This window comes from Halopseudomonas pachastrellae (assembly GCF_900114765.1).
GTDB classification, from domain to species: domain Bacteria; phylum Pseudomonadota; class Gammaproteobacteria; order Pseudomonadales; family Pseudomonadaceae; genus Halopseudomonas; species Halopseudomonas pachastrellae.
Genome location: NZ_FOUD01000008.1, coordinates 117,582 through 130,729 on the forward strand (window position 1 = coordinate 117,582; position 13,148 = coordinate 130,729).

Below are 13,148 nucleotides of genomic sequence, written 5' to 3' on the forward strand. Positions count from 1 at the left end.
ACGGCAAAAAAGGGGCGTGTCGTCGACACACCCCTTCTTCTGGCATCCGTGCCGAAAAGCTGCGGCTTAGAAGCCCAGTTCCTGATGGACGTTGTCCACGGCACGCTTGGGCATCGGCACATAACCGTCCTTGAAAACCACTTCCTGGCCTTGCTTGGACAGCATCAGCTTGACGAACTCGCGCTCCAGCGGAGCCAGCTCGCCATTCGGCGCCTTGTTCACGTAAACGTAGAGGAAGCGCGACAGCGGGTAAGTACCGGCGATGGCGTTCTCTTCGTTGGCTTCGATGAAGGGCTGGCCTTCTTCAGCTGCCAGCGGAACAGCGCGAACGCTGGAGGTCTTGTAACCCAGACCGGAGTAACCAACTGCGTTCAGCGACTGGCTGACAGACTGAACAACAGAAGCAGAACCGGGCTGCTCGTTCACGCCGCTGCGGAAGTCACCTTTGCACAGTGCGTTTTCTTTGAAGTAACCGTAGGTGCCGGAAACCGAGTTACGGCCGTACAGCTGGATGTCACGGTCAGCCCAGGCGCCGGTCAGACCCAGCTTGCCCCAAGTGTCCAGATCTTCGCCACCGCACAGGCGGGTAGCAGAGAAGATGCCGTCAACCTGAGCCATGGTCAGGCCTTCGATCGGGTTGTCTTTGTGTGCGAAGACAGCCAGGGCATCGATGGCAACCGGAATAGCGGTCGGCTTGTAGCCATAACGCTCTTCGAAAGCCTGGATTTCGCTGTCTTTCATCATGCGGCTCATCGGAGCCAGGTTCGACGTACCTTCAGTCAGTGCCGGCGGCGCAGTGGAAGAACCAGCAGCCTGGATCTGTACGTTGACGTTGGGGTACATACGCTTAAATTCTTCGGCCCACAGGGTCATCATGTTGGCCAGAGTATCGGAACCAACGCTGGACAGGTTGCCGGATACGCCACCAACGCGCTGGTAGTCTTCCAGCGCCGGGTCAACGGCGGCGAAGCTGGTGCCGGCAACCAGGCCGGTAGCAGCGAAAGTAACGGCAGCGAACAAGCGCTTGAGTTTCATGTCATTCTCCTGTTGAGGTAGTGTTTGCAACACGCGACTCAGTATCAGAGCGGGTTGTGACAACTCTATTCACGAATTATGACAATTGTGTGAAGCGCAGAATTTGCAGCAGAACGCTGCCAGACAATGATTGAGAGGCAGGCGGCAATCCCTTACCATAGGCGGCTTGCCGCGTAACGGGCTCGCGCCGGGGCACGGCACAACAAATACAATAGACCATTACCGAGTCTACCAATGCACGATTTAGATACCGATCCCGTGCCGCAGGGTGAACTGGCTCTCAAAATCACCGCTCTGCCACGCGACTGCAACAGCTTTGGCGACATCTATGGGGGTTGGCTGGTGGCACAGATGGACGCCGCCGGCACCAGCATCGCAGCACGCATTGCCCGTGGCCGCGTTGCCACGGTAGCCATCGACCGCATGGGCTTCATGGTCCCGGTGCCGGTGGGTGCGCAGCTGGCCTTCCACGGCGAAGTGCTGGATATCGGCCGCAGCTCGATCAAGATTCTGGTCGAAGTCTGGAGCGAAGACCTGGCCCACGATGAAAGCCGCAAGGTTACCGAAGCCACCTTTGTCTTCGTCGCCATTGATGACCGTGGTCGTACCCGGGTGATTCCGTCCTGAGCAGGTTGGCATCCCCAACTCCCTGACGGACACCTGCTACATGACCCAACGCTTTCTTTCCGCCGGGCTTGGCCTTGCCAGGCATATAGACCGTGGCACCAGCCTGCTCGGCCGCGCGGTCGCCTGGCTGACGCTATTGATGGTGCTGCTGACCTGCGCCGTGGTACTGCTGCGCTACGGTTTCAGCATTGGCGCCACCGCCACCCAGGAAGTCATCCTCTACGCCCACTCACTGGTCTTTCTCGGCGCAGCCGCCTGGGCCTTGCAGCGTGATGCCCATGTGCGCGTGGATATCTTTTACCGGCGCATGGGCAATCACGGCAAGGCGCTGATCGATCTGCTCGGCAGCCTGCTTTTTCTGTTGCCAATGTGCCTGTTTCTGGCGTGGAACTGCTGGGATTACGTTGCCATGTCCTGGCAGCGCCAGGAGCGCTCGGCCGATGCCGGCGGCCTGCCCTGGGTCTACCTGCACAAGAGTTTCATTCTGCTGCTGGTCGCCAGCCTGCTGCTGCAGGGCATTGCGCAGCTGCTCAAGACCCTGGCGGTGCTGGGTGGTGTACAAGGCACGCACCTGCCGGCAAGCCATGAGGAGCATCTGTGATGGGTGGCGAATTCATGGCTATTGCCCTGTTCGTGTGTCTCTGCCTGGCACTGATGGCGGGCTTCCCGGTGGCCTTTACCCTGGGCGGCGTCTCCCTGCTGTTTGCCGGCATCGGTATCCTTTTCAACCTGTTTGAACCGAGCTTTCTCGGCGCCCTGCCTAGCCGCCTGTACGGCACCATGACCAACCAGACGCTGATGGCGGTGCCGCTGTTCGTGTTCATGGGCGTAATGCTGGAGAAATCGCGCATTGCCGAAGACCTGCTCGATGCCATGGCCCGGCTGTTCGGCGGGCTGCGCGGCGGGCTGGCGTTTTCGGTCTGCATCGTCGGCGCGTTGCTGGCGGCCAGCACCGGCATTGTTGGCGCCACCGTGGTGACCCTTGGCCTGCTGGCGCTGCCGACCATGCTGCGCCGCGGCTATGACCCGGCGCTGGCGACCGGCACGCTGGCAGCCACCGGCACGCTGGGGCAGATCATTCCGCCCTCGATTATTCTGGTGCTGCTGGGCGATGTCCTCGCCAACGCCTACCAGCAGGCGCAGCAAAAACTCGGCATCTTCTCGCCCAAGACCGTGACCGTCAGTGACCTGTTCGTCGGCGCGCTGCTGCCCGGCCTGCTGCTGGTGGTGCTGTACCTGCTGTATCTGGCCTTTGTCGCCCTGCGCCAGCCGGAGAAACTGCCGGCACCGAGCCCGGAAGATAGCGCTGGCGTGTCGGTCGCCCAGCTGCTGCGCAGTCTGTTGCCGCCGCTGCTGCTGATCATGGCGGTACTGGGGTCGATTCTGGGCGGCGTTGCGACGCCCACCGAAGCCGCTGCCGTCGGCGCGCTGGGCGCCGGCATTCTGGCCCTGTTCAAGCGCCAGCTGAGTGTCGGCAAACTCCGTGAGGTGGCCCAGGCGACCGCCGAAATCAGCGCCATGGTGTTCATGATCCTGCTGGGCGCGTCCATCTTCTCGCTGGTGTTCCGCGGCTTTGGCGGCGATGAGCTGATCCATGACCTGTTCCACTCGCTGCCCGGCGGCACCTTTACCGCCGTGCTGGTAGTAATGCTGGCGATCTTCCTGCTGGGCTTTATCCTCGACTTTATCGAGATCACCTTTGTGGTGGTGCCGATTGTCGGTCCGGTGCTGCTGAGCATGGGCGTTGATCCGGTCTGGCTGGGCGTGATGATCGCCCTCAACCTGCAGACCTCTTTCCTGACGCCGCCCTTTGGCCTGTCGCTGTTCTATCTGCGCAGCGTCACCCCAGCCAGCATACCGACGTCGGCGATCTACCGTGGCGTGCTGCCCTTTATTGTCATTCAACTGCTGATGCTCGCCATTGCCGCCTGCTGGCCCGGCCTGGTGACCTGGCTGCCGAGCGTATTGGCTCAGTGACAACCAGACGGCCGGGCCGTTGCCCGGCCGTCTGCCTCGCTCAGCCGCGCTTGCCGGTCGCCACATCTACACCCACCTTGTCCTCCAGCAGCGCGCTGGTTGCGGTTTGCACATACGCCTTCAGTGCGTCTCGCAGCTCCGCCGACACCCCGGGTTGTTCGCTCACCGTCGCCTCCGGCCCAAGCTGGTAGCGATACGCGCGGGGCTGCTCGCCACGCGGCTGCACCACCAGTTCATCGCCACGCAGTAGGCCCACCGTCTGACCGCCACCGGACGGTTTGATAACCCCGAAGCCGGGGGCGTTCGCCGGCAGCGCCAGCAGGTCGCGGCCCCAGCACTGGTGCTGCACCTCACCACCCAGCCGCCCCATGATGGTCGGCACCACATCCACCTGGGTACCGACAGTGTCGTTACGCGCGCCAAAGCGATCGGTGATACCGGGGGCAATCAGCACCATGGGTACGTTGAAGCGCAGCAAGTCCAGATCGGTCAGCTGACGCGGGGTGCCAAAACCGTGATCACCAATCACCACAAACAGCGTGTCCTGGTACCAGGGCTCGTTACGTACCTGGTCGAAGAAGCGGCCCAGCGCCCAGTCCGAATAGCGCATGGCGGTCAGGTGTTCGTCGTTGGCGCCCTGGCCACTGACAGCATCCACCGGCAGCGGGCTCGGCAGAGCATACGGCGTGTGGTTGGACAGGGTCTGCAGCAGTGCATAGAACGGGCGGTCATGATCCAACGCGTTCAGCTCGGTTACCGCCCGATCGAACATGTCCTGATCGGATACGCCCCAGGTCGGGTCGGAGAACACCGGGTTGACGTAATCGCTGCGGCCGATGAAGTGGCGCATGCCCTGCTTGCCGAAGAAACCCTTCTGGTTATCCCATGCAAAATCGCCGTTGTAGACGTAGAGGTCGTCGAAACCGCGCTTGCTCAGCAGTTGCGGCAAGCCGGAGAAAGCGTGCCCACCCTCCGGTTCCTGCATCAGATACTCGAAGCCCGGCAGGTTGGGGAAGCAGGCCATGGTCGCGAACATGCCCTGATGAGTATGGGTGCCGTTGGAGAAGTAGCGGGTGAACAGCAGCCCCTCTTTGCTCAGCTTGTCGAACTCCGGGGTAATCCCCAGCGGCGAGCCGAGCGCACCGGTGTAGTAACCGGAGAAGCTTTCCATCAGTACCACCACCACGTTGCGCACCGGCAGCGTGGTATCGGCGGGCGACATGGAGACGCGGCGCACCGGTGCCTGGTCAGCATCAATCAGTTGATCGTTAGCGGTCAGCAGCAGATCGCGGGTGATTGCCGTTGCCTTGCCGTCATCCATCAGACCTAGCCAGGCATTGTCACGATGATCCGAGAACTGCGCCTTGGCCGCCGCATACAGGGTCAGCGCCGGAGTCAGGCCAAGCTGATTGGCAAAAGTCGACTCCGTGGTGAAGGCGTCGCCCCAACGCAGCGGCGGGCCCTGACGCAAGGTGCCACGGGCAAGCACCGTGGAGCTGACCAGCAACAGCAGCAGCACCGACACCCGGGCGGCCAGCGCGCCCATCTGGCTGCGCTGCCGATTGTCGGCCGTGGCCGGCAGACGCGTACGCCGGTCCAGCCAGCGGTAGCTGCGATACATCAGCCAGCTGACCAGCGCCAGCCCCAGCAGCAACCGCAGCACCGGAAAGCCGTACCAGAGCATACTCAGCACCGTGGCCGGGTCTTCCTGCAGGTACTGGAACACCAGGGTATTCAGACGCTGGTGAAACTCCTGATAAAAACTCAACTCAGTCGTGCCCAGCAGACACAGCAGCACGGTGGCAAGCGTCAGCCACACACACTGCAGACCGCGCAGCGCCATCAGCCGTGCGCTCAATACCGTCAGCATCAGCGGCGCACCGACGATCACCACCACCCGCAAGTCGAACCGCAAGCCGTTAAAGAAGGCTTCCAGCAAGTCGCCACGGCTGACCTCGGCGGCCAACTCCCAGTTCCACGCCAGCAACGCGCCACGCAACAACGTCAGCATCAGGGTCAGCGCGCCAAGCGAGCCAAGAATGAACAACAGCTGGCCACGCAGGCCAGCCACCGGCCGGGCGGCCGAGGCAGTAGACAGGGTCATCAAAACAGCTTCCACAGGCGGGCCCGCTCAGGCGGGCGAGAACAGAATCAGGCTCCAGACACTGGTGATCAGCAGCAACGCGAGCATCTGCGCGGCACTGCCCAGATCCTTGGCGCGTTTGGACAGCGGGTGCAGCTCCAGGGAAATACGGTCAACCACGGCCTCAATCGCCGAGTTGATCAGCTCGACGATCAGCGCCAGCAGCACCACGCCAACCATCAGCGCGCGCTCGACGCCCGTGACCGGCAGCCAGAACGCCAGCGGAATCAGCGCCGCCGCCAGCAGCAACAGCTGACGAAACGCCGCCTCATGAATAAAGGCGGCGCGCAGGCCGGCGAGCGAGTAGCCCGCGGCCTTGAATACACGCACCACGCCGCCGCGGCTCTTGAGCTTCAGAGCGTCCTGCCCGCCCGACAACGAGTCAGGCTGCATGGCGGCTGCCTCCGTTGCCGTCAGCGAGGCTGTGGTAGCAGGCCAGCAGGTACTGCCAGTCGCTCTCCGGCATGCCCTCGCGGCGGCGATAGAGCTGTTCGAGGTCATGACGAACCGCACGTCCGCGCAGCAGGCGGCGACGGCTTTTCTCCAGGTCGAGCAAGGCCACCTCGGCACGCTCGCCCTCAACCCGAACATAAATGTGCTTGGCATACAGACAGCCGTGCTGACGGCGGCCGCTGTGCAAGCGCTTGAGCACACACGCCAGTTGCTGCAGCACGGCGCGGCGCTGAGTAAGACTCGCATCACGCTGATACCAGTGGCCGAGGCTGACGTAGCCACTCAGCTCCTCGGTCACCAGCAGTCCCTGCCACTGGCCTTCATGCTGGCGAGCAGCACAGAACACCAGTTTGGGTACCGGCACGCCCAGGGCCTCGCAGGCGCGCAGCGCCAGCTCTTCACGCAGCACCGTCGGGCGGCCAAAGGGATGCAGCCAAGTACGGTAGATATGCCCCACCTGACGCTTACTGTAGAGCCGCGGCATATCACGGCCCTGCGCCGGCAGCAGCTTTACACCGCTCTCGCCACCGCGACGCTGATTGGGAGCCTCAACCCATTTACCCTCCAGATCCCACCAGCGCTCGAAGCGCGCCTGGCCAAATGACGGCAGCCGGCCTTGGGCCGAGATAACGGCGCTCATGCGTTCACCTTGCGTAGCACGTACACCCGCCACATGGCATAGCCCGGCAGGAAATCGTGATGGCTGACTTCGCTGAAACCGGCTTCGCGGAACTCGGCTTCAATCACATCACGCGCAACCACAAAGCGATTCTGGTTTTGTCCGGCGCGCCCTTTTTGCGCCCGGCGTGCTTCCAGCCGGGCGCGCTTCCAGGCTTTGTAGTTGCCATCCACCCAAAGCGAAATGATCAGCGTGTCACGGGTTACCCGGGCGCACTCGCGCAGCAGCGCCAAGCGGTGCTCGTGGTCAGCCACATGGTGAATCAGACGCATGCAGAAGATGCTGTCGACCGCGTTGTCGCCCAAGTCGATGTCAAAGGCCGAGGTCTGGAAGGGTTTGACCCGCGCCACCACCTCCGCTGGCTGGCCAGCGACGGCGGTGCGAATCATGTCGGCTGAGTTGTCGGCCGCCAGAATCACCCGGTTAGGTGCTTCGGCCAGCAACGGCCAGAAACGACCAGCACCGCAGGGCAGGTCCAGTACCAGGTTGGGCTCACCGGCGTCTTTCAGCGCACGTCGCGCGAGCTGCATGTCGCGCCAACTGGAAAGGCGGCGCGAGAGCCCGCTCCGGTGCTTGTCCAAATACTGCTGGGAGTGATCGCGGTCGTACTTGTCGGAGAACGCGAGCTCGATCGGTTTGCCTTCAGACATGACGGTTACCCTGACAGTGATAAGTGCTGTCAGGTTATTCACCGACGGATCAAGACCCCGTCAAAGGGATGTCAAAATTTCGTGAAATAGCAATTGATCGCTCTGCAATCGGGGTTACACCACCCGCTATCAGCCAAGGGTTACTTCAAAGCAGCTGCCGCCCGAGGCCGGCGACCGCATGCTCACCGACCAGCCCTGGTGGGCACAGATACGCTTGACCAGCGACAGGCCAAGCCCCAGCCCTTCGCCCCGCGCTTCGCTGCCCCGCACAAAAGGCTCGAATATCTCGCTCTGCTGCTCAGAGGGTACACCGGGGCCGGTGTCTTCCACCCGAAATCCGCCCCGTTGCAACACCAACCGCACGTGACCTTGCTCGGTATAGTGCAAGGCATTGCGCAGCAGATTGGACATCACCGTTGCCAGCAGCCCCGGATGGTAGCTTCCCGCATCCTCTGCCTCGACAATCAGATTAAAAGAAAGCCCCTTGTCAGCAAAACCTCGCTGCCAGCGTTCGGTCTGTTCACGCGCAATATCCAGCAACCGTGAACTACCAGTCAGGCGCACTGCCTGGTCCTTGGCACGCGCCAGCAACATGAAGGTGCCCACCAGCTCGTTCATTTCCTCGGCAGCACGGGCAATACGATCCACCTGTCTGCGCTCACGCTCACCCAGATCACTGGCATCCAGCAGCTCGGTCGAGGTGGCAATGATCATCAACGGCGTGCGCAGCTCATGGCTGACGTCGCCGGTGAACAGGCGCTCGCGCTCCAGCGTACGACGTAACTGGCTGAGGGTCGCGTCGAACGCCTCGGCCAGGTGTCCGACCTCATCATCGGCGTAATCCGCGGCCAGCGGCGGGGCCAGTGGCAGCAACTGGTCGCGGTGCTGAACCTGGCCTGCCAGGCGGATAATCGGTGCCAAAATCTTCTGCGCCATCAGCCAACCAAGCAGCGCCCCGAGCAGCACGCTGAGCAGAAATCCGGCAAAGACGACGGCGAACAGGATACTTTCGCGCGCTTCAAATTCGGCCTGCTCCTGCACCAGCACAAAACGCTGCTGGCCCAGCTGACGCACGTACACGTAAGCCGCATGGTCGTCGTCAACCAGTTCGCTGAACCCCTCCTCCATGTCGCGCAAGCGTGCCGGGATCTCGTAGCCCGGCATGTGCGAAGCATACAAACGCGTCTTGGCATCCAGTCGAGGGGGCAACCCATGCGCCAGGTCCTGCTTGAGGACGCTATCGAGTTCCTCACCCATCTCCTGGGAGACCAGGTGCTCTTCAACAAAGTGCACAATGGCCACAATGCCCAGGGAAAACACCCCGCTGACTGCTAGCGTCATCAGGGTGAAGGCAATCACGATGCGCCGCCGCAACGGCTGCTTGCGGATCATTGGGTAGGCTCCGCAAGGCTATAGCCGACACCATGAACGGTGTGAATCAGCGACGTTTCAAAGGGTTTGTCGACGATCTGCCGTAACTGGTGGATGTGACTGCGCAGGCTGTCACTGTCCGGCAGCTCATCACCCCACAATGCTTCCTCCAGCACGTTGCGACGAATCACCGCCGGGCTCTTGCGCATCAGCACTTCCAGCAATTTGAGGCCGACCGGATTCAGCTTGAGCAGCTTGCCGGCGCGGCTGACCTGCAAAGTGTCCAAGTCATAGCTCAAGTCGCCAACCTCAAGCCGGTGCCGACCGCCGCCACTGCTGCGGCGCAAAATGGCTTCGATGCGGGCCACCAACTCCGACAGGGCGAAGGGTTTGAGCAGGTAGTCATCCGCACCGACCTTGAGGCCCTTGAGCCGATCATCCAGCGCATCGCGGGCGGTCAGCATGATGATCGGCGTATCGCGGCCGGCGTCTTCGCGCAACCGCTGACAGAGCTGATAACCGTCCATGCCGGGCAGCATGATGTCGAGCACGATCAGGTCGTAATGATCGCTCACGGCCAGATGTAATCCGGACACCCCGTCCTGTGCGCAATCCACCGTGTAGCCCTTGAGCTGCAGGTAATCCATCACGTTGGCGAGGATGTCGCGGTTATCCTCGATGACCAGAATACGCATGCAGGGGGCTCTCCAGAAACAGCGCAGCTTAACGAAATTTTCACAGCGCGTTGACGCTGCGCCGACAGCAAGATCACCACACTGCGACGGTCGATTTCAACCATGGACCGTCACATGCACCTGCTCAAATCCGCCCAAGCCCGCTTCCTTGGCCTGCTCGCAGCCCTCTGGCTCGGGGTTTTCTTCATTACCCGCTCGATCCTGCTGCTGACCCACCTGAGCGAAGCCCAGCTCAGCCCGGGCGGTGTGCTGCGCCTGTACGGCCAGGGTGTGATCTACGATGTCAGCTTCCTGCTCTATGCCCTCGCGCCGCTGGCGCTTTACCTGCTGCTGTGCCCGGACTGGCTCTGGCGCAAGCGCTGGCATCTGCGGGTGCTGCAGGTGGCCATGACCATCGGCGTGTTCCTGATGCTGTTTACCGCCGTGGCCGAATGGCTGTTCTGGGATGAGTTCGGCGTGCGCTTCAACTTCATAGCGGTCGACTATCTGGTCTACTCCGACGAGGTGATCAACAACATCCTTGAGTCCTACCCGGTCTATCCGCTACTGGCAGCGCTGACCGTCATCGCAGTGATTACCACGGCGGTGCTGCAGCCACGCGTGCATCGCATCGCTGCCGCGCCGCTGCTGAGCTGGCCCCAGCGTGGCGTCAGCCTGGCTGGCGCCGTGACCACGATCGCCTTGAGCGTTGTCATCATTGGTCAGAACTTCCCGCGCAGCGCGGGCGGCAACGCTTATCAGCACGAGCTTGCCAGTAACGGGCCGTACCAGTTCTTTGCCGCGTTCCGGAACAACGAACTGGACTACACGCAGTTCTACCCGCAGTTGCCCGAGGCCACCGCCGCCAATACCCTACGTGATGAAGTCAGCGAGCCGAACGCCCGCTTTGTCGACAGCGAACCGATGGGCATTCGACGCCAGATCGACAACCCGGGCCAGCCGCGCAAGCTGAACCTGATTCTGGTCACCATCGAAAGCCTCAGCGCCAAGTACCTGGGCAGCGAAGGCGATGCGCGCAATCTGACGCCGAACCTCGATGCCCTGCGCAAACAGAGCCTGTACTTCAGCCAGTTTTACGCCACCGGCACCCGCACCACCCGGGGTCTGGAAGCGATCACGCTGTCTATTCCACCGACCCCCGGTCGCTCAATCGTCAAGCGCATCGGCCGCGAAACCGGCTTCGCCAGCCTCGGCCAGCAGCTCAGCGCCGAAGGCTACGACAGCGTGTTTGTTTACGGCGGCCGTGGTTACTTCGACAACATGAACGCCTTCTTCGCCGGCAACGGTTACCGCGTGGTCGATCAGGCCAGTGTGCCCGACGACGAGGTGACCTTTACCAACGCTTGGGGCATGAGCGATGAAGACCTGTACCAGCAGACCCTGAAGCTGGCTGACGCCGATGCAGCCGCTGGCAAGCCGTTCCTGCTGCAGTTGATGACCACCTCCAACCATCGCCCCTACAGCTACCCGGAAGGCCGCATCGATATTCCGTCCGGCACCGGCCGTGAAGGTGCGGTGAAGTACACCGACTACGCCATCGGCCAGTTCCTGGAGCAGGCGCGTCAGAAGCCCTGGTTCAACAACACGGTCTTCGTCTTCGTGGCCGACCACACCGCAGGCAGCGCCGGTAAGGAAGACTTGCCGGTACACAACTACCACATCCCGCTGTTCGTCTACGCACCGGGTCTGGTTGAAGCACGTGAGGACAACCGCGTCGCCAGTCAGATCGATCTGGCACCCACGCTGATGGGCCTGCTGAACATGGACTACACCTCGACCTTCTTCGGCCACAACCTGCTGCGCCCGGAGGCCGCACCGGGGCGCGCACTGATCGGCAACTATCAGCATCTGGGCCTGTTCGACGGCCAGAATCTGGCCATCCTCAGTCCGCGCGGGCTGATCCGCCGCCACGACGACGCCACCGGCCTCAGCGTGGAGCGAACAGCTGACGCCAACGACCCGCTGGTACGCCGCGCCATCGCTTACTACGAAGGGGCAAGCTACGACTACGGTCATCAATTGCTGGCATGGAACCCCACGAACACCAGCGGCAATACCAAGGTGAGCCAGCGATGAGCCACAGCACACGCGTATCGCGCCCTTTCCCGGTCGGCCGCTGGCTACTGATCCCAGCGGCGGTGATGGCCCTGATGCTGCTGTTCGACACCAGCACACTGGACTTCTGGTTCTCAGACCTGTTCTACGTGCCGGGCGACGGCTTTGTCGGCCGCCATAGCTTCTTCCTCGAAGACATCCTGCACGATAGGGTCAAGCAGGCGGTCATCGTGATCGGCGTGCTGGCAATCATCGGCTTTGTACTCAGCCTCTTGCCCACCCGTCTGCGGCGCTGGCGAGCGGAGCTGGGCTATCTGGTGCTGTCTCTGGCGCTGGCAACCAGTCTGGTTACTCCGCTCAAACAACTGACCAACGTGCCCTGCCCCTGGAGTCTGGTGCAGTACGGCGGCAGCGAAATTCACACCCCGTTACTGTCGGCCCGCCCGGACAGCAACCAGCCCGGCCGCTGCTGGCCCGGCGGTCATGCCTCGTCTGGCTTCTCGCTGCTGGCGCTGTTTTTCGCCCTGCGTGACCGCTTCCCGCGGGCGGCCCGCGGCGCTCTGATCGGCGCACTGGCACTCGGTACCGTGCTGTCGCTCGGCCGCACCATGCAGGGCGCACACTTTCTCTCGCACAACGTCTGGACGCTGTTGTTTGACTGGTGCATCGCGCTGCTCTGCTACCGGCTGCTGCTGTACCGCCCGGCCGCACAGACAAACACCATTCCTCAGCCAAGGGAACTGCGCCATGAAGCCGCGTAATCTGCTGCTGGCCGCCGGCCTGCCGCTACTGACCCTTGCCTTCGTTGCCCTCGCCCGCCCGGACGTGCTGCGCAGCGATCAGGTCGAGATGCCTGCTGCCACCCTCGCTGCGGGCCAGGCTCGCCCTGCCGACTGGGCTACCCCGGTCGACCCGGCACTGCGGCTCTACCGCATCGCGCCCAACCTGTACCGCAGCGCACTGCCAGATGGCGAAGATTTGCCGACCCTGCAGGCCCAGGGCATCAGTACCGTTATCAACTTCTACCAACGCAACGACGATTGGCTGAGCGGCAGCAACCTGACCGCCGTCCACGAGCCGCTGCACGCCGACCGGGTGACCGACACCGATGTCATTCGGGTGCTGCGTGAGATTCGCGCTGGTCAGCAACAAGGCAAGGTGCTGATCCATTGCAAACACGGCCAGAACCGCACCGGCCTGATGGCCGCCATGTACCGGATCGTGTTTGATGGCTGGAGCCGCGAGCAGGCCATGGCCGAAATGCTGGAGGGTGGCTTTGGCGACGGCGAACTGATGACCGATGCGGTCGGCTACCTCAACCGGGTGGATGTGGCTGCGGTGCGCGACGCCGTGGCTGAGGGCGAGTGCAGCACCAGCGCGCTGGCGTTGTGTCAGCTGCGTGCGCTATGGCAACGCGCCGACCCTGTGGCTGATCAACGTGTGGCCATGGACGCGGGCTGACG

General features: G+C 62.6%; 13 protein-coding genes. 6 read left to right on the forward strand and 7 right to left on the reverse strand.

Annotated features, from left to right (window positions below; translation table 11 throughout):
- Positions 1-66: 66 nt before the first annotated feature.
- The gene (locus BM116_RS08100) at positions 67-1,035 is read right to left on the reverse strand and encodes a PstS family phosphate ABC transporter substrate-binding protein (RefSeq protein ID WP_083723868.1); all 969 of its coding nucleotides are present in this window, start codon (positions 1,033-1,035) and stop codon (positions 67-69) included.
- Between the two features lie 234 nt (positions 1,036-1,269).
- Here BM116_RS08100 and BM116_RS08105 point away from each other — a divergent pair, with 234 nt between their 5' ends.
- From BM116_RS08105 to BM116_RS08115, 3 genes are read left to right on the forward strand one after another with little or no spacing between them, the layout of a single operon-like run.
- Positions 1,270-1,662, forward strand: coding sequence for an acyl-CoA thioesterase (locus tag BM116_RS08105; protein WP_083723866.1), 393 nt, complete (start codon positions 1,270-1,272; stop codon positions 1,660-1,662).
- Positions 1,663-1,702: 40 nt separating this feature from the next.
- A complete protein-coding gene (locus tag BM116_RS08110) occupies positions 1,703-2,263 on the forward strand; it encodes a TRAP transporter small permease subunit (RefSeq protein ID WP_083723864.1) in 561 nt (186 codons plus the stop codon).
- Positions 2,263-3,639 carry a TRAP transporter large permease gene (locus BM116_RS08115; RefSeq protein WP_083723862.1) on the forward strand — a complete coding sequence of 459 codons (1,377 nt, stop codon included), beginning with the start codon at positions 2,263-2,265 and terminating at the stop codon, positions 3,637-3,639. Before BM116_RS08110 ends, BM116_RS08115 begins: the two co-directional genes overlap by 1 nt.
- Positions 3,640-3,679: 40 nt before the next feature.
- Here BM116_RS08115 and BM116_RS08120 read toward each other — a convergent pair whose 3' ends face one another.
- The 6 genes from BM116_RS08120 to BM116_RS08145 all read right to left on the reverse strand — a co-directional run bounded on the left by BM116_RS08120 (position 3,680) and on the right by BM116_RS08145 (position 9,630).
- Complete coding sequence (locus BM116_RS08120; RefSeq protein WP_083723860.1) at positions 3,680-5,743, reverse strand: LTA synthase family protein; 2,064 nt, start codon at positions 5,741-5,743, stop codon at positions 3,680-3,682.
- A 27-nt stretch (positions 5,744-5,770) separates the two neighbouring features.
- Positions 5,771-6,175, reverse strand: coding sequence for a diacylglycerol kinase (locus BM116_RS08125; protein WP_083723858.1), 405 nt, complete (start codon positions 6,173-6,175; stop codon positions 5,771-5,773).
- Entirely contained in the window at positions 6,165-6,875 is a 711-nt protein-coding gene (locus tag BM116_RS08130; protein WP_083723856.1) for a lipopolysaccharide kinase InaA family protein, read from the reverse strand. The genes BM116_RS08125 and BM116_RS08130 overlap by 11 nt, the downstream gene beginning before the upstream one ends.
- Positions 6,872-7,564, reverse strand: a complete 693-nt coding sequence (locus BM116_RS08135) for a class I SAM-dependent methyltransferase (protein WP_083723854.1) — start codon at positions 7,562-7,564, stop codon at positions 6,872-6,874. Before BM116_RS08135 ends, BM116_RS08130 begins: the two co-directional genes overlap by 4 nt.
- A 129-nt stretch (positions 7,565-7,693) precedes the next feature.
- Positions 7,694-8,956 (reverse strand): sensor histidine kinase, encoded by a 1,263-nt coding sequence (locus tag BM116_RS08140; RefSeq protein ID WP_083723852.1) that lies wholly within the window; start codon positions 8,954-8,956, stop codon positions 7,694-7,696.
- Positions 8,953-9,630, reverse strand: coding sequence for a response regulator transcription factor (locus BM116_RS08145; protein WP_083723850.1), 678 nt, complete (start codon positions 9,628-9,630; stop codon positions 8,953-8,955). Before BM116_RS08145 ends, BM116_RS08140 begins: the two co-directional genes overlap by 4 nt.
- 114 nt (positions 9,631-9,744) lie before the next feature.
- Here BM116_RS08145 and BM116_RS08150 point away from each other — a divergent pair, with 114 nt between their 5' ends.
- The 3 genes from BM116_RS08150 to BM116_RS08160 are packed head-to-tail and all read left to right on the forward strand — an operon-like array spanning position 9,745 to position 13,146.
- A complete protein-coding gene (locus tag BM116_RS08150; protein WP_083723848.1) occupies positions 9,745-11,706 on the forward strand; it encodes an LTA synthase family protein in 1,962 nt (653 codons plus the stop codon).
- The gene (locus BM116_RS08155; protein WP_083723846.1) at positions 11,703-12,446 is read left to right on the forward strand and encodes a phosphatase PAP2 family protein; all 744 of its coding nucleotides are present in this window, start codon (positions 11,703-11,705) and stop codon (positions 12,444-12,446) included. Before BM116_RS08150 ends, BM116_RS08155 begins: the two co-directional genes overlap by 4 nt.
- Positions 12,433-13,146: a dual specificity protein phosphatase family protein gene (locus BM116_RS08160; protein ID WP_083723844.1), complete on the forward strand. Its 714-nt coding sequence runs from the start codon at positions 12,433-12,435 to the stop codon at positions 13,144-13,146. Before BM116_RS08155 ends, BM116_RS08160 begins: the two co-directional genes overlap by 14 nt.
- Positions 13,147-13,148 lie beyond the last annotated feature (2 nt).